The organism is Massilia sp. CFBP 13721, assembly GCF_014842025.1.
GTDB lineage: Bacteria > Pseudomonadota > Gammaproteobacteria > Burkholderiales > Burkholderiaceae_D > Telluria.
In genome coordinates, this window is sequence record NZ_JACYUY010000022.1 from 65,855 (window position 1) to 82,905 (window position 17,051).

The following is a 17,051-nucleotide window of genomic DNA, read 5'->3' on the forward strand; positions in this document are numbered from 1 at the left end:
CGTTATCCCGGTCGTGGCGGGGAAGCCCCGACTGCATCGTCATCATCATCGGCTGCGCGCACCACCATCGTGTCGCAGGCGAGGCCGCGCAGCAGGCGTTCGGCCGTGCTGCCCATCAGGACCCGCAGCACGCCGGGCTGCTCGTGCAGCCCGATCACGGCCAGTTCGATCGCGTGTTCCTGCACGTGGCGCGCCAGCAGCGAATCGAGGCTGCCGGCGGCGACCACGACCTCGAGCCGGGCGCGTGCGCCGGCGGGCAGGCAGCAGCCATCGAGGAAGCGCACGCATTCGGCGCGTGCGGGCGCGGCATCGGCGCCCGTCTGGCCGGCCAGTGCCTCCATCCCGCCCTGCTGGGCGTGGAACAGCGTGACGGCGCCCTCCGGGAAAAATGAAAAGGCGGTTTCCAGCGCGAGGCGGGAGGCGGCGGAAAAATCGGTCGGCACCAGGATGCGGCGGTAAGGCGCACGGGCGCGTTGGCGCACCACTAATAACGGTTGCGTCAGCGTGCGCGCCAGGCGTTCGACGGTCGAGCCGAGCAGCAGGTGGCCGAGGGTTTCGGCGCGTGCGCTGCCGCTGACGACCAGGGTGCTGCGCAGGCGTGCCGCGGTGGCCGGAATGGCGTCGGCCACGGGACCGTCGGCCAGGTGCAGGCTGGGAGTGACGCCGCTGCCCTCGAAGTCGCGCAGCAGCGCGCGCTGCGCCGCCGCTTCGGCGCCATGCTGCTCGCGGTCGCCATCGAGCCAGCCGATGACTTCGGCCGGCACGTCCGGCCCTTCGTGCACGGTCAATATGGCCAGCTCGGCCTGCCATTCGGCGGCCAGCAGCCGGGCGCGCTCGAGCGCGCGGTCGCAATGCGCGCTCAGGTCGGTTGCGAGCAGCAATCTTCGTGGCTCTGCCGCATCAATGCTGTGGTTCACGCGTGCCTCCACCAGGTCCAGGACTCAAACCCGGTCTACTTTAACGGGTTTGTGGCAAAGACGGCAACGCATTAGCCGGGCAAAACTCGCCGTTAAGCTGGTTTTAAGGCAGGGCCCGGCTCCACGGGGCAGCGCGGCGGGTGCTTCAGCCCAGCGCCGCCTCGATCGACGCCACCAGCGCCGGATCGTCCGGTTTTACATCGGGTGCGAAACGGGCGACCACTTGCCCGTCGCGGCCGACCAGGAATTTCTCGAAGTTCCACAGTACGTCGGACGGGTTCTTCGGGCTCAGGCCGTGCTGGGCCAGCTTGTCGCCGAACGTGCTGCCTTCGGCCTGGCGCGCCTGCGGCTGGGCGGCGATCAGTTCGCGGTACAGGGGATGGCGCGCCTCGCGGTTGACTTCCACCTTTTCGAACATCGGAAAGCGCACGCCGTAGTTGCGCTGGCAAAAATCGGCGATCTCCGCTTCGCTGCCCGGTTCCTGGGCGCCGAAATCGTTGCAGGGAAAGCCGAGTACCACCAGGCCGCGTGCCTCGTACTGCTCGAACAGTTTTTCCAGGCCGGCGTATTGCGGCGTCAGGCCGCATTGCGAGGCGACGTTGACGATCAACATGACCTTGCCCTGGTACTCGCCCAGCGTGGCGTCCTGGCCCTCGAGGCGGTGCAGCGGGATATCAAAGAGCGTGCTCATGGGGTCTGTCCTCCGGGTTGCGTAAATGGCTATCCTACCGCGCCGCGCGCGAGCATGCTGGCGGGGACCAAAAACTGCCGTCACGCGGCCGTGCTTGACGGCGCCGTTCCCGCCCCTTATAAGCCATGCTGTGAAAAGACGAGCCGCCCCATGACGCAGGAACCGAACAACGCCAACGCCGAACGCGTGCGCCGCCAGGCGCGGTTGCTGGACGGCTTGCGCGAGTTCGTCGCGCGCGAACGCGAGGCGGCGCAGGAAAAGTTAATCGAGGTCTGGCGCCAGCCCTTGCCCGACCGGCTGGCCAAGGGCCTGTGCCAGCGCTTCCTGCGCATCGAGGCCGGTCCCGAGAAGGGCACGGCCTGGGCCTGGACGGGCGGCGGCGAATCGCGCTTTCGCGAGGGCGACCTGGTCTGCCTGCACGACGGCTCGCCCTTGAACCTGATGCTGGCGCGCGGCGCCGTCTTCGAGGCGGAAGAAGAAGGGCGCTGGCTGCTGCGCATCCACCAGGCGGCGCGGGTGGTGAAGGAGGCCGCCGACCTGCCCTGCTATGCCGACCCGGACGACTTCGACCTCACCAAGTTTTACAAGGAAGCGCTCGACGACATTGGCCAGGCACATCCTCCCTCACGCGCGCATCGCTGCCTGATGCCGCTGCTGGAAGGCCACATCAGCAACGACTTCGACCCACGCGATTTCGAAGAGGCCGAAGCGATTGCCTTGCAGGCCGGCCTGAACGCGGCCCAGGCCGAAGCGGTGGGTAAAATCGTCGCCGCCGAGCAGGTCGCCTGCATCCAGGGGCCGCCCGGGACCGGCAAGACGCGCGTCCTGGCCCTGGCCGTGCGCCTGCTGGTCGAACGCGGCGAGCGGGTGCTGATCACCTCGCACACCCACATGGCAATCAACAATGCCCTCAACAAGATCGCCCAGGAAGTCGCCGGCCAGGGCGTGCGCGTGGCCAAGATCGGGCGCCTGACCCAGGTCGACGGTTTGCAGCCCGGCGTGACGCTGGCCGCCAGCTTCGCCGAATGGCATGGGCGGCCGCTGGAAGGCGGCTACGTGGTCGGCGCCACGCCCTTCGCCACCTGCGGCAAGGGACTGGAAAACTGCGAGTTCGACACCGTGCTGTTCGACGAAGCGAGCCAGGTGACGCTGCCGCTGGCCCTGATGGCGATGCGGCGCGGCGCCCGCTTCGTCTTCATCGGCGACCAGAAGCAGCTGCCGCCGGTGCTGCTGGCGCGCTCGGTGCTGGACGAACTGCCCGGCTCGATCTTCGCCAAGCTGACGTTTCATAATGTCGACAGCGTGATGCTGACCGATACCTACCGCCTGAACGCGGAACTGGCGGCCTGGCCAAGTACATCGTTTTACGGCAACCGCCTGCGTGCGGCCGGCCCCAACCGCGCGCGCAAACTGCACCTGCAGCCGCGCGAGGATGGCGACCCGTACGACGCCGCGCTGCGCGACGCGGCCAGCCTGGTCTTCATTCCGACCCTGGACGACAGCGCGCGCAGCCGCAATCATGAGGATGCGCAGCTGGTGGCCGGCCTCTGTGGCGCGGCGATCGAAGGCGGCCTGGCGCCGCACGAGATCGGCATCGTCACGCCGTTTCGCGCCCATGGACGCACGGTGCGCAATGCCCTGGCGGACCAATTCGGCTGGCACACGGCGCGCGCCATCGTCGCCGATACGGTCGAGCGGATGCAGGGCCAGGAACGCGAACTGGTCATCCTTTCTCTGGCTGCCGGCGACCTGCGCTTCCTGGCCGCGATCGCCGACTTCTTCTTCCAGCCCGAGCGTCTGAATGTGTCGGTGACGCGCGCGATGACCAAGCTGGTGATCATCGGCCCCGAGCTGCCGCCGCAGTTCGGTGCCAACGACGCGCGCATGGCGTACAACCTGCAGCTGTACCGCAGCCTGCTGGCGGCGGCGCGCCGCATCGAGTTCTGACGCGGTGGCCCTCTTCATTCCCGAATGGACGCGCGCCAGCGGCCGCCAGCTGCAGCAGCGGCGCGTGCTGAATGGCCTCGACGATGCCAGCATCGTGCGCAAGCCCTTGCGCGATGAAAGCGCGGCGCCGGACCTGTTCATCGAACACGCCGAACGCGGCTGGCTGGCGCTGGCCGTGGTCGACACACCCTTCGACGGGCTCGACGTTCATCAACTGTTCGCAAGCGAAACGCGCGCCGCCTTCGACGCCCAGGTAGCGGCCTGGCGCGCCGCGATGCCGAATGCGCTGCCATTGCTGCTGGTGCTGTGGAGCTGCGCCGACGCGGAAGCAGCCGCACTCGCACGCCAGCTCGACGTGGCAAACGTGCACCTGCTGGCGCGCGAACGCTTTGTCGACGGCGGCGCGGCGGGGCTGGCGGCATTCCAGCGGCCCCTCCCACCGGACGCGGAAGACGCGCTGCGCACGCGCTTCTTTCCCGAATCCGGCATCCCGCTGCCGACCGCGGCGCGCAAGCGTTTCAGGCGCAGCAATGGCGCCAGCCTGGCGCTGTTCCTCGATCCGCAGCAGGAGTGGGCCAGCAAGCTCGATCTGGAACTCCCCGACGAGCAGGCCCAGGCCGTCACCGACCTCAGTGTGCGCCTGGTGAACGGCGTCGCCGGCAGCGGCAAGACCTTGATTGCCCTGAGCCGCGCGCTGCTGCTGGCCGAGATGCATCCGCGCGAGCGCGTGCTGGTCCTGATCCACAACACGCCGATCGTGGCCGACATCCGCGAACGCCTGCACCGCGCGCACGGGCGCGTACCGGCCAATCTCGAGATCACGACCTATTCCGCCTGGATCCACCGCCAGTGGCGCCGCCTGTTCCATGCGCCCCTGGCGATGCCGCCTGATCCGGCGTACCTGCCGCAGCTGGTCGCACGCCTGCGCGGGCGCTGGCCGGACCTGAAACTGGGGGAACGCCAACTGATCGAGGAATTCGATTTCCTCAACGAGATGCTGGTGACGAGCGAGGCCGAATACATGGACACCAGCCGCGCCGGCCGCGGCTTTTCGCTGCGCGCCAAGGAGCGCCACGACATTTGGAACCTGTTCGAAGCGGTGACAAGCGCGCTGTACGCCGAGGGCTTGCGCATGTGGAGCGCGGTCGCCTTCGAGGTCTGCCGCGCACCCGCGCACGGCGCCCTGGAGCGCTACGAACACATCCTGGTCGACGAGGCCCAATTCTTCGCGCCTTCCTGGTTCCATACCGTCAAATTGGCGCTGCGCCCGCAGGGACGCCTGTTCCTGTGCGCCGATCCGAACCAGGGCTTCATGAAGAGCCGCCTCAGCTGGCGCAACGCTGGCCTCGACGTGGCTGGACGCACCAAGAAACTGCTGCGCTCCTACCGCACCACGCAGGCGATCCTGCACACGGCCGGCACCTTGCTGGCGCGCGCCGTGCAGGCCGATCCCGAGCATTACCTGGAACCGGATTTTACGGATATGGAGGAGGGCGCCGCGCCGATCCTGCTGCGCGTCGACACGCCGCAGGATGCGGTCGACCGCGCCGTCAACGAGATCGTGGCGCTGGTCGAGCGGCACGGCTTGCCGCTGTCGAGCTTCCTCGTCATCTACGGCGGCGACACGCCGAAACAGCTGCTGTACCGGCGCCTGTGCGCCGCGCTCGGCGCCGACCGCGTCTGGTGGCTGAACAAGGATAAAAAGCAGCCGCCGGCCGGCTACGGTCCCGACTACCTGCGCCTGGCGAACCTGGAAACGGCCACCGGCCTCGAAGGCGGCGCCGTGTTCCTGCTGGGGATGGAAAGCCTGCTGACGGCAGGCGGGGACGATGCTGGTGGCGCGCGCGAAGCCGATGCCCGCAAACTGTACATGGCGATGACCCGCGCCAGCCATCGCCTGGTGATGCTCAGCACCGACGACGTGCCGGCCGAGGTGCTGCCGCTGTTCCGGGCGCCTTGATCAGCGGCCCGCTGCGGCGTTGTCGAGTTCCGTGAGCTGCTTCAATCGGCGCGCGGTGAGCTGGGCGCGCCAGCCGGAACCGGGCACTTGCGGGTGGCGGATCGAGCCATACAATTCCATCGCATCGCGGTAGGCCAGCCAGGCGCGCTGCGCCTTTTCGACGCCGCTCTTGCGGATCGTGCCGAGGTAGGAGGTACTGGCCGGACGGTTCAGCATGAACTGGCGGTAGGTCGCATTCATCTTCTGTTCCAGGCTGTCGAACTCGGCGTCGGTGAAGCGCGGCGCCTTGCCCGCCTCGGCCGCGAGCACGTCGTCCGCGAACTGGTCGAGCTCGGCCGCCTGGACGTCGAGCTGCAGCGCGCGCGTGGCGCTGCTGCCGGCATCGGTCTCGTAGTCGACCCGGTGCTGGGCAAAGTAATGGGCGGCCTTGGTCGCCATCTCCAGGCCCAACTGCTCCTTCGCATTCCAGCCGCGTGCCAGCGCCGCCAGCTGGCCGCTGCGCGATTTATCGCGCTGGCGTTCGCGCACCGCCGCGCAGCGGCTGCGCATGTCGGTGCTGGCGTCGTCGCAGACGTCGATCGCCGCGCGGTCATCGCCGCTGGCGCGGCGGCGCACGTGCTCGATCCGGCTCTTCATTTCGTCGACCGGACTCTGGATGCTGCAGGCATGTTTCAAGGCCAGGTCGAACTGCGGAGTGCCGCCGGCGCCATTCGCATACAGCATCATCAACACGCCGTGCGCGTTGGTGCGCGCGGCGCAGGCATGGACCCGCTGCCAGTCGGCCTTATTCGCTTCCGGCTGGTTGAGGGTGTCGTAGTACAGGGCGGAGGCGTCGCAGCGCGCGCTTGCGCCGGCCCTGCTATCCATCATCTGCCGTGCTTGTTCGTTTTTGACGCGCAGGCATTGGCGGTACCAGTCGCTACTGCGCAGCACTTCCGGCGGAGCACCGTAGACGTTCGGATACGGCGCAGCCTGGACAGCGGTGCTGAGCAGGCTTGCAAGCAAAAACGGCCAAGTCGCACGGGGCATGACACTCTCCTAAAAAGTTTCCTATTGGAAGTTTTAACGCTACCGTGGACATCTGCAGAGGATGGTGAGATGGCGCAATTTTATTTCCCTGCCTGGAGGCCGAATTGCCGGATATGGCAGAGTTTCGACAAGAAAATTTACAGTCCGTAACGGCTTTAACGCCATTCTCGTGCACGTCCGCAAACAGCTGATTCAGCTCTGCCAACTACTTGATAAATCGACTGTGAACACGACGCAACGGGCATAATTTTTTTCCGTACGGAAAGCAAAAAACGCGGCGCGTTTGCGTAGAATTGCCACCCATCACTTCTTGACGCCAACCAACATACGGTTGGCGTTTGTACTTTACCCCCCTGTCAGCAGTCAGTTACGAACGGCAGAGCAGTCGCAAAGACGCCACCGTTCCAACGCTTTTCCCGAAGAGTGGAGCCTCTCGGACAGCACTGAAGCTCAGGCTTACATTTCTCGGTTTAGAAATAATGCACACCACTGTTCCCGCTGTCCCCGCCTCGATCTCTTCGTCGCGCAGCCCGGTTCTCGTTCAAGTTCAACAATATGCGCTGCCCATCATGTTCGCCCTGTTCGGCGTGATCATGGGCTCGTGGGCCGGCCGCATCCCGGCCCTGGCCGAGCGCGTGCACGTGTCGCACTCGGCCCTGTCGATGGTGCTGCTGTGCGGCGGCGTCGGCGCGCTGCTGTCGTTTCCGGTTTCGTCGTTCCTGATGGGCCGTTTCGGCGCGCGTAAATCGCTGCTGATCTCCGGCCTGGCCCTGCTGGGCGTACTGGTGTCGATCGGCATGGCGCCGACCGTGTCGCGCCTGATGATGGCCGTGCTGATGCTCGGCATCACCGCCAGCACCTACGACGTGGCCATGAATGCCGCCGCCTCGAAGCGCGAAAAGCAGACCGGTAAATCGGAAATGTCGATGCTGCACGGCCTGGCCTGCGCCGGCGGCCTGGTCGGCGCCACGCTGGGCAGCCTGATGGGCAGCCTGAAGATCGCCCCGGCGACCCACTTCGTGATGGTCGCCATTCCGTTGGCCCTGGCCCTGTACGGCGCCTACACCATGCTCGACGCCGACGATGCGGTCGAGAAGGTCGAAAAGAAGAAGTTCGCACTGCCGCGCGGTCCGATGGCACTGCTAGGCCTGCTGGGTTTCCTCGGCTCGATGTCGGAAGGCAGCATCGCCGACTGGAGCGGCGTGTTCCTCAAAGAACACTTCGGCGCGACCGACGGCCTGGCGCCGCTGGCCCTGACCTGCTTCTCGGCGATGATGCTGGTGTCGCGCCTGGTCGGCGACAAGCTGAAAGTGCGCTTCGGCGCCCAGCGCCTGGTCGCCACCGGCGCCCTGGTGTCGAGCGCCGGCCTGTTCTTCGCCGTGCTGTCGCCGAACGCCTACGTTGCGCTTGCCGGCTTCGCCGTCGCCGGCCTCGGCCTGTCGCTGCTGTTCCCGTTCGTGTTCAGCGCCGCCGGCGCCCAGGGCCCGGTCGCCCTGGCCGGTGTCGCCAGCATGGCCTACAGCGGCACCCTGATGGGCCCACCGGTGATCGGTGCCATCGCCCACCACGTCGGCATGCAAATGGCGATCGCTTATGTCGGCGGCCTGTCGCTGTTGATCGCCTTCGTTGCCAGCCGTACCCGGTTGTTGAAGTAATCCCCTGCGACCGCACGTGGCGCTGTTGCGTGGGGCGGTATCAGTTTGCTTGATCCGCATGGGCACGGGTGCCCATCCTACGAGGATGTGAAAAAATCGCCATGGCTGCGTTGCCTCGTCTCGCCGTACACTCGTACTGTCTTCGACTCGGCGCCTTGCCCTGACGTTTTTTTCACATCCTCTACGGGACACGTTACGTATCCGGGTTTTGTACGATCGCCGTTGGCATAATCCGTAGGATGGGCACTTGTGCCCATGCGGATCAAACATTCCGTTAGCAGTACAGGCAACAGCCCCACGGTCGCATGCGCATCATGCGACCGGCACGATCTCCTTCAGCCACTGCCGTGGCGACACCCCCACCAATGCCGTGAATGCCCGCGTGAATGCAGGCGCACTGGTGTAGCCGGCCTGGCTGCTGACCACTTTTACAGGCATCCCCTTCCTCAGCAAATTCTGGGCGATGCCGATGCGCCAGCGCGTCAGGTATTCGCCGGGCGGCATGCCGACCACGTTCCTGAAGTGCTCCGTAAAGCGCGCGCGCGACATGCAGGCTTCGCGCGCCAGCGTCTCGAGTTGCCAGGGTTCGTGCGGGCGCGCGTGGATCGCCCCCAGCACCGGCGCCAGCTGGCGGTCGGCCAGGCCGGCGAGCAAGCCGATCGACAAGGTCCCGGTTTCGAATTCGTGGCGCAGCACCTGGATCATCAATACGTCGCACAGGCGGTCGAGGATGACGTCGCGCCCCTGCTCCTTGCCGGCGGCTTCGGCGAACAACAACTCCAGCGTGTGCCCGAGCGCCGGCATGCCGGCCAGCGGCAGGTACAGGCAGGCGGGCAGGGCGCGCGCCAGCGGATTGGCGCCGCCGTCCTCGAAGCAGATGTGGGCGCACAGCAGGGTGGCGATGGCGCCGTCGGGCACCTCCAGCACATGAGCCGTGCCGCGCGGATAAAACACCATCGCCGGCTGGTCGATCCGCAGCGCCGGCGCTCCCTCGTGGCGGAACACGACCGGACCCTTGCGCACCAGGTGCAGCTGCCCGGCCGATTTATCTTCGGCAAAGGCATTCGAGTCGCAAAACATCCCATTGAAAAATACCCGGGCTCGAAACGAGTAGCGGCCGACCAGCGACGAGATCTTGTCCATAAGCTCCATGTTTGAGGATGAGCAGCCTATTCTGGACGATCTGCTATTTTTTAGGAAGCGAATTGACGGAATTGTTGACAGAGGGGGCCGAAACGACCATGTTGTCGCTCGAGTTGACGAAGCCGGCCGGTGGCCTATGAGCCTATCCCAGTAGTCCAGAGTCGCTGCAAGCGCGCATGACAAGCGGATGCTGCGTTGCTCGTCGGTTGTATGGGCCCGCCATGCGCCCTCCTCGCGCCTTGCCCGCGCTTGCCATGCATCGCTCTCAGCTTCCTCCGGACTACCGGGATAGACTCTACGCGTTCGGCCAGAGCTGGCGATGCAGCGCGGCCAGCTGCTCCGGCGGCAGGCGCGGCACGCGCGCGGCCGTCAACAGGCCGTTCTGCTCGTGCTCGACGTCGGTCAGCTGGGTGTAGCACAGCCCGGCGAGGAAGGGCAGCGAAGCGAGTCCTTCCATCAGCCGGCAATAGCGTTGCGCCAGCTCGTCTTCGTTCTGCACGTTGCCGTAATGGTCATATAAACGGTCGCGCCGCCGCTCGGGCCGGTCGGGCGCCATCAGGTAGCCGCCGACTTCCGAAAACACGATCGGCTGGCCGCGGTACTGGGTCCCTTCCAGGAACAGGTTGCGGCCCTTGACCCAGGTGGCGGGTGGCGGCAGCCCGGTCTGCAGGGTGCCGGCATAGCGTTCCAGCAGCTTCTCGACCGGATGCGAATAATCGTGGATGGTGCAGACGTCGGTGACGTCGGTGTGCTGCCAGCCGTCGTTGTCGATGACGGGACGCGTCGCATCGACCAGGCGCGTGCGCGCGACCATCCTTTCGAGGAAATCGTGCTGGTGCGGGTGTCTCACCAGTTCCGGAAAGCCGAAGCTTTCGACCACCGGCACCCAGGCCACGATCGCCGGGTGGTTGGCGTCGCGCATCACGGCGCGCAGCCACTCGATCTCGAGGCGCTCTTCCGATTCCTCGGACCAGGAGCGCGCGTTCGGCATCTCTTCCCACACCATCAGGCCGAGCCGGTCGCACCAGTACAGCCAGCGCTCGTGCTCGATCTTCTGGTGCTTGCGCACGCCATTGAAGCCGAAGCGCTTGGCCCAGGCGACGTCGTCGCGCAAGGCTTCGTCGTCCGGCGCGGCCAGCAGCGTGTCGGGCCAGTAGCCCTGGTCGAGCGCCATCAGCAGGAACATGCGCTCGCCGTTCAGGTGGAACCAGCCGTCCTTGAGTTCGATCGAGCGCAGGCCGGCATACGATTCGACGCTGTCGACGGGCTGGCCGCGGTGCAGCAGGCGCACCCGCAGTTTGTACAGGTGCGGGTCGTGCGGCGACCATGGGCGCGCATTGGGAACCTGCGCCTGCAGGCGCAACACCGCGCCGCGGCTTTCGCTACGCGCCTGGGCGCAGATCGTCTCCGAATCGAGGCCGTCAAGTACGTCGAGCTCGGCTTCCCAGTCGCGCGACGGGCCGTGCAGGTGCACGTTCAACGCCAGCGTACCGTCGGGCTTCGCCTCGAGGATGCGCAGGTAGTCGATGCGCAGGGCGGCGACCGGTTCCAGCCAGACGTTCTGCCAGATCCCGCTGGTGCAGTAGTAATAGATGCGCACCGGCGTGCCGGACGACGACTGCTTGCCGCGCGGCTGGTACGGGTCCTGGCGGTCTTCCACGCGCACCGTGATGCGGTTGGTGCCGGCTTTCAGATAAGGTGCGATGTCGAACGAGAACGGCACGTGGCCGCCGCGGTTGCGCCCCGCCACGCGGCCGTTGACCCAGACGTCGGCGCGGTAGTCGACGGCGCCGAAGTGCAGCAGCAGGGCGCCGCTGTTCCAGTCCGGGGGGACGTCGATGCTGCGGCTGTACCACATGACTTCGTGGATCTCGCGGCTGCCGATGCCGGACGTCGTGGATTGGTAGGGGAACGGGACCAGGATCCGCTGGGGCAGTTCACGGCCGTTGTACCAGCGGCCGGACAAGCCGGCGTTGGCATCGTCGAAGGCGAACTCCCACCAGCCGTCGAGGCTGGCCCACTGCGCGCGCACCATCTGCGGACGCGGATGGGGCGTGCTGGGGGTGTCGAGGCTGCGCATGATGTGGGTGAAACCTGAGGGTGGAGGGGACTGCTGTTTTGGGGCGCCTTGAAGAAAAGTCTACGCCTGAAGTGCAGCAAAATTGCGCGATGTCGTCGGCGTACGACAGGGTTTTTTAGAGGGGATCATCAGGTTTTTGTGGGGCTGTTGCCTGCGCTGTTATCGGTATGTTTGATCCGCGTGGGCGGAGCCCACCCTACGGTCACTTTTCGTGGCGAGCTCCCGCAAACCGCTGATTGATAACGTGTCCGTAGGATGGGCACTCGTGCCCATGCGGATCAAACCTACCGATAGCGCGACAAGCAACAGCTCTACCTACGCCTGCACAACAACATCAAAAATACGGCCACAACCCCGCCCGGCGCTGCCGGTTCGGATCCGTCCCCGCCAGCAGCGCGCGCGCATGCTGCAGTACGGCCCCGGAACGTTGCGCGTCCGGGTCCCAGATGCAGCGGTGCTTGTCGCGGTCGAGCGGCGCCCAGCGCGCGATGTCGGCGCGGCTGAAAATGACCACGCTTTTCAGGCGCAGGCCGGCGGCGACGTGCGACACGCCGGTGTCGTTGCAGAGCAGCAGGCGCGCATTTTTCATCAGCGCCGCCATGGCGCCGATCGAGATCGGCGCCGCCGCATTCACCGCGCGCGCCTGCATGTGGCGTGCCGTTTCGCCCACCAGGTCGGCGTCGTCGGCGGTCCCGGTGAGCACCACGCCGACGCCGAATTCGGCGGCCAGGCGGTCGGCCACTTCGGCGAAGCGCTGCGGCGGCCAGCGGTGCTCGGGCTGATTGCTGCGCTTCTTTGCGCCCGGATGGACGCAGATGTAATTGCCGGGGACGAGACCGGCGGCGATGCCGCTGGCCTCGAGCTCTTGCCGGTCTTCCGGCGCCAGCGGGAATTCGAGGTAGTCGCCGGCGGCGCTGGCGCCCAGGCGTTCGACCAGGCGCAGCAGGCGGTCCGGCTCGGCCCCCACTTCCGGATACGGGAACAGCACCGTGCGCTCGGTGGCAACCGCCTTGCCAGCGCAGTAACCGGCCATCGCCCGGGCGCCGAAGCCGGCCACGATTTCGTTGGTGACCACGCCGTTGCCGTGCAACTGCAGCGCCAGCGTGAAGCGGCGCGTGCACAGGCCGGCATAGAAGGGCGTCAGCTCTTCATGGCGCGTCTCCTGTTCGGGCAGCAGCGGATGGCCGGGAAAAGCCACGAAGTCGTCGATGTAGTGGTGAAAACGGCGCGCGAACTGGCGCGCCCAGGGCAGGCCGACGAGCGTGATCCGCGCCTTGGGCAGCGAGGCGCGCAGCGCGCGCAGGGCTGGCACGGCGCACAGCATGTCGCCCAGGTGCAGCGCGCGGAACACGACGACGGAGTCGACCTCGAGTCGGTGCAGGAGCGGACGCCGGGACACGGTTTCCTCCTTCGATTGCGGTCGCAAATTGGTGGTCATGGCCGAAAGCAGGGGTCAATGCAGCAGCAGGCGGTCGAGGACATTGCGGGTGATGCGTTCGACCGTACGGTCGCGGCCGTCGGCCAGTACCTGCGCCCAGTCGCTGGTGCCGGCGGCGAAGACGGTGCCGCCGCGTTCGAACAGGCCCAGTGCCGCCGCGTGCACGCCTTCGCCGGCCGCGTGGCGCTCGCGCGCCGGCAGTTCCTGCCAGCGGCAATCGAGCGGACAGGCGGCCAGCAACTGGTAGCCGTCGGGCGTGCCGTCCTCATCGGCCCAGGCCGACAGCAGCGCATGCCCGCCCGTGCGCTCGAAGCTGTCGAGCGGTACGCCGTCGCAGGCGTAGCCGGCCAGCGGCGGCCAGGTATCGGCGCCGAAGGCGGCGCCGCGGTGTAAACCAGTGCCGGCGAATACCCAGTGCTCGGGCTGCTGAACGATGAAGCCGCCGGTCTGGCGCGGACCATCGCGCCAGCTGCCGCCATGGCGGTGGCTGACGCCGCCGAGGCGGTCCTCCGGTTGCCCGGCGCCGTGCGTTGGCCACCAGCAGTCATGGGCACCGTGCGCGCCACTTTGGTGGCAGACCAGGAAGCGGCCGTCGACCAGGTGCACGCGCCACCAGCACAGCCTGGCGGCGAACCAGGCCGCATTCCCGCCGGCGGCAATGAAATCCTCGACTGCGGCGCGCGCCGGCGCCGTCCAGTATTCGTCGTTCCCGGCCGCCACCAGCAACCGGTAGCGCAGCGCCAGGCCGGGATCGGCGTCGATGTCGAGGTCGGTGCAGAATTCCGGGGTATAGCCCTGGCGCGCCAGCCAGCGAATAAAACGCGCATCCCAGTGGGCGAAGCTGTAACGCGCGGAAGCGGTGTCGTAATAATCGGGCGCACCCCAGGCCGGGCCACCGATGCCGCCGCCGGGCCGCTGCAGCGAAACGCGGGAACCGGGCGGGTCGCTAGAGGCCGGCGGGTTGCGCCCGAAGCAGCCGCCGCCGCTGAGGTTGTAGGCGTGCCAGGTGGAGAGCGGCAGTTTGTACAGCATGCCGCCATGGCGCCGGCCGCGCACCACGAACAGGGCGGCCGCCGAAGCGAGCGCGAGCGACAGCGGGAGTTTGCCGTCGGCTTCTTCGAAATGGGCGATGTAGACGCCGGAACGCCAATGCGCCGGCACGGAAAATTCGTAGGGCGGCCAGTCCCAGTCGTCGCCGGCGCCGCGCTCGCGCTCGCCCGGTTGCCAGGACGAGCTGTGCATGGCCTCGAAGCCATCGTGCCAGCGATAGAAGTGCACGCGAAAGCGCGCACTGTCGGTGGCGACATGCAGCACCAGGCGTTCGCCGGGCAGCACGCTGGCACGGCCGGGATAGGCGCGGATCATGCCGGCTCCGCAGGCGGACGCGTGCAGCGCGGGGTCTGGCCCATGCCGGACATGACGGGTCTCAAGTCCATCGTCTTCTCCTGATCTGGCGCAGCGATTCGTTCATCTTTGAGCAAGATGAGTTGCCGTTAGTTCGGCACGCCAAACGCGGCTGACGCAGGTTGGATCGGATGAAGAATCAGGAAACCTCGTCCGCTGAAAACGGTCTGAGGAAATGTGCCAGGGTCAGCAGTACAGGAGATGGCGTGCACCGAACACAGCGGCGTCGCGCGCGGTATGATGGGACACCGACTTTTACCGACGATCCAACGATGCTGAAAACGCCTTCGACCTTCACGCCGCTGATGGCGCCGCAAGACCATGCCGACCCGCTCAGCTTCATCTTCCACGGCGGGCGCCTGCTGCTGCGCGAAGCCGACCTGGCATTGCCCGACGCCGCCACGCTGGCCGCGTTGGGGCTGGATCCGGCCAACGAACAGCCGGTCGGGCTGTTGGGCGAGCGCTATTGCCAGGCCGGCTGGCTGGAGCGCGAGGAACTACCGCAGGGCTATGCCTGGCGCGGCCTGCGTTCGCTATTCGGGGACTTCGACGAATCGATGCTGGGCCTGGCCGGACGCGCGGCGCAGATCGCGGAATGGGCGCGCACGCACCGCTTCTGCGGCGCCTGCGGCCAGCCGATGGCGCGCGTGGCGCACGAGCGCAGTTTTAAATGTAGTAACTGCGGCCACCTGGCCTATCCGCGTATTTCGCCGGCGATGATGGTCCTGATCCGCAAGGGCGACGCCTACCTGATGGCGATGCACATCGCTTCGCCAACGAAGCGCTTCACGCCGCTGGCCGGGTTCCTGGAAGCGGGCGAGTCGATCGAGGAAGCGATCCACCGCGAGGTATATGAAGAGGTGGGGCTGCAGGTGACGAACCTGCAGTATTTCGCGAGCCAGTCCTGGCCCTTCCCGCATTCGCTGATGATCGCCTTTACGGCGGACTATGCGGGGGGAGAAATCCGCGTCGACCCGACGGAAATCGCCGAAGCGCGCTGGTTCGGCCCGAATGACGAATGGCCGGAACGCGTGCCGCACATCTCAGTTTCAAGCGTGCTGGTCGACGCGCACCGGCCACCGGGGCGGTAAATCTGCTCAGTTGCTGACTGCCGGCAGCGCCGGCGTCGTACGCACCTCGATTGCCGCCGGCATGCTGCCCGTGCTCGACGCCGCCACCTGCACCTGGGTGCCGCCGGCATCGGGACGGGTGCCGGTACTGCGCAACTGCACTGCACGCTGTAACAGATCGAACCAGAACGGCGCGCCAAACAGGGTGGTCGAGGCGGTGACGATCCAGCCGGCCGCCTGCAGCGCGAAGGCGGTGTCGAGCACGGGCGGGAAGCTCGTCCATCCGATCGGCAGCGCCCACAGCTGGCGCAGCGTCTCGGCGTCGAGGACGGTCGGGGCGGCGCCGATGTGGGCCGCCAGTTGCGGCTGCTGCCACAGGGTGCGGAACAGGGCGATGCTGTCGATGTTGAACAGGATCGCCAGCAGCAGCGAGATCAGGAACGAGATCAGCAACTGCTTGCGTTTATAGCTGCCCGACAGGCGCTGCATCGCATTGTCGAACCAGCCGGCAATCAGCGCCTGGAAGCGTTCGAGGTCGCCGCCGGCGCGCGCATATAGCCCCTGCAGGGCGCGCCGCACTTGCGGGTCGGCCACCGCGTCGATGTCGGCGCCCAGGCGCGCAAAGTTGCCGGGAACGTGCTGGATGCTGTCGATCAGCGCGATCGCGAAGTAAGCCGGTTCGATGTAGGACGGCCGGGTCGCCAGGTTGCGCTCGTCGGCCGTCCGGCCGTCGCTGTGCGGATTGACCAGCGGGTGCGCATACACCATCTGCGCCAGCGCGGTGAAGCGCGGATCGTTGAGCATGCTTTTGATCCCCGCCAGCAGGGTATTGGCACGCAGGCGGAAGGCCGCCGCCAGCGCTTCCTGCACGGTGGCGACGATCAGCGCCACCGTTCCGTAACAAAACGTCAAACCGATTGCCAGTTCCAGTACCGAGCTTCCGAACATAGGCCGCCTCCGTCGCGTTAATAAACAAATCGACGCTAGCGCATCGCCACAACAGCCGAGTCTGGTTTGCTCAAGAAAATGGCAGCCCCCGGTGCCATCGGCCCATTTTCTATATACTGACGGCAATCGTATTTTTAAGGTAAGCCCATGTCTGACAAAGAAGCATTCACCGAAAACGACTGGCGCCGGCTGCTGGCCAGCCTCGGTGAAGATCCGGACCGTCCCGGCCTGCATGAAACGCCGGCGCGCGTAAGTAAAGCCTGGAAACACTGGACCTCCGGCTACGGCCAGGATCCGGTCTCCGTCCTGAAAGCGTTCGAAGACGGCGCCGAGCAGTACAACGAACTGATCGTGGTGCGCGGCATCCCGGTCTACAGCCATTGCGAGCACCACCTGGCGCCGTTCTTCGGCAAGGCCACCGTCGGCTACCTGCCGAACGGGAAAATCGTCGGCCTGTCGAAGCTGACGCGCCTGGTCGACATTTTCTCCAAACGCCTGCAGGTGCAGGAACGCATGACGATGCAGATCGCGAATGCGCTGATGGAAGTGCTGGAGCCCAAAGCGGTCGGCGTTGTCGTGAAATGCCGCCACATGTGCATGGAAAGCCGCGGGATTCGCACGCAGGGTGAGGAAACGATCACTTCGTGTATGCTGGGTGAATTGCAGCCGAACCTGGCGCTGCGTACCGAATTCCTGGCGCTCGCCCGCGACTGAACTTGAAGTAAGCATACGTCGGGAACCTGTTCCACATCTTCCTCTCAAAGCTAAT

General features: G+C 66.5%; 13 protein-coding genes. 5 read left to right on the forward strand and 8 right to left on the reverse strand.

Features of this window, described 5'->3' with window-relative positions:
- Positions 1 to 2: 2 nt before the first annotated feature.
- The gene (locus IFT60_RS19345; protein ID WP_192054603.1) at positions 3 to 917 is read right to left on the reverse strand and encodes a universal stress protein; all 915 of its coding nucleotides are present in this window, start codon (positions 915 to 917) and stop codon (positions 3 to 5) included.
- Positions 918 to 1,062: 145 nt separating this feature from the next.
- On the reverse strand, positions 1,063 to 1,608 hold the full coding sequence (locus IFT60_RS19350; protein WP_192054605.1) for a glutathione peroxidase: 546 nt from the start codon (positions 1,606 to 1,608) through the stop codon (positions 1,063 to 1,065).
- A gap of 150 nt (positions 1,609 to 1,758) precedes the next feature.
- Here IFT60_RS19350 and IFT60_RS19355 point away from each other — a divergent pair, with 150 nt between their 5' ends.
- Together IFT60_RS19355 and IFT60_RS19360 are read left to right on the forward strand one after the other, a co-directional pair.
- Entirely contained in the window at positions 1,759 to 3,555 is a 1,797-nt protein-coding gene (locus IFT60_RS19355) for a DEAD/DEAH box helicase (RefSeq protein ID WP_192054607.1), read from the forward strand.
- Positions 3,556 to 3,559: 4 nt separating this feature from the next.
- Positions 3,560 to 5,515 (forward strand): DEAD/DEAH box helicase, encoded by a 1,956-nt coding sequence (locus IFT60_RS19360; protein WP_192054609.1) that lies wholly within the window; start codon positions 3,560 to 3,562, stop codon positions 5,513 to 5,515.
- Here IFT60_RS19360 and IFT60_RS19365 read toward each other — a convergent pair whose 3' ends face one another.
- Entirely contained in the window at positions 5,516 to 6,544 is a 1,029-nt protein-coding gene (locus IFT60_RS19365; protein WP_192054611.1) for a lysozyme inhibitor LprI family protein, read from the reverse strand. It lies immediately after the preceding gene.
- Between the two features lie 479 nt (positions 6,545 to 7,023).
- Between IFT60_RS19365 and IFT60_RS19370 the strand changes: the two genes are divergently transcribed.
- A complete protein-coding gene (locus tag IFT60_RS19370; protein ID WP_229510995.1) occupies positions 7,024 to 8,199 on the forward strand; it encodes an MFS transporter in 1,176 nt (391 codons plus the stop codon).
- A 312-nt stretch (positions 8,200 to 8,511) separates the two neighbouring features.
- Here the strand turns inward: IFT60_RS19370 and IFT60_RS19375 are convergent, their stop codons facing one another.
- The 4 genes from IFT60_RS19375 to IFT60_RS19390 form a co-directional block, all read right to left on the reverse strand.
- Positions 8,512 to 9,342, reverse strand: a complete 831-nt coding sequence (locus IFT60_RS19375; RefSeq protein WP_192054615.1) for an AraC family transcriptional regulator — start codon at positions 9,340 to 9,342, stop codon at positions 8,512 to 8,514.
- 295 nt (positions 9,343 to 9,637) lie between these two features.
- Positions 9,638 to 11,422: a glycoside hydrolase family 2 protein gene (locus tag IFT60_RS19380; RefSeq protein ID WP_192054616.1), complete on the reverse strand. Its 1,785-nt coding sequence runs from the start codon at positions 11,420 to 11,422 to the stop codon at positions 9,638 to 9,640.
- Between the two features lie 334 nt (positions 11,423 to 11,756).
- Entirely contained in the window at positions 11,757 to 12,821 is a 1,065-nt protein-coding gene (locus IFT60_RS19385; RefSeq protein ID WP_374001181.1) for a glycosyltransferase family 9 protein, read from the reverse strand.
- Between the two features lie 54 nt (positions 12,822 to 12,875).
- Entirely contained in the window at positions 12,876 to 14,225 is a 1,350-nt protein-coding gene (locus IFT60_RS19390) for a N,N-dimethylformamidase beta subunit family domain-containing protein (protein WP_192054618.1), read from the reverse strand.
- A gap of 311 nt (positions 14,226 to 14,536) precedes the next feature.
- On the opposite strand from IFT60_RS19390, the gene nudC reads away from it, so the two are divergent.
- Positions 14,537 to 15,355: an NAD(+) diphosphatase gene (gene nudC / locus IFT60_RS19395; protein ID WP_192054619.1), complete on the forward strand. Its 819-nt coding sequence runs from the start codon at positions 14,537 to 14,539 to the stop codon at positions 15,353 to 15,355.
- 6 nt (positions 15,356 to 15,361) lie between these two features.
- Here nudC and IFT60_RS19400 read toward each other — a convergent pair whose 3' ends face one another.
- Complete coding sequence (locus tag IFT60_RS19400; RefSeq protein ID WP_192054620.1) at positions 15,362 to 16,282, reverse strand: hypothetical protein; 921 nt, start codon at positions 16,280 to 16,282, stop codon at positions 15,362 to 15,364.
- A gap of 147 nt (positions 16,283 to 16,429) precedes the next feature.
- Between IFT60_RS19400 and folE the strand changes: the two genes are divergently transcribed.
- Complete coding sequence (gene folE, locus IFT60_RS19405) at positions 16,430 to 16,996, forward strand: GTP cyclohydrolase I FolE (protein ID WP_192054621.1); 567 nt, start codon at positions 16,430 to 16,432, stop codon at positions 16,994 to 16,996.
- Positions 16,997 to 17,051: the final 55 nt, after the last annotated feature.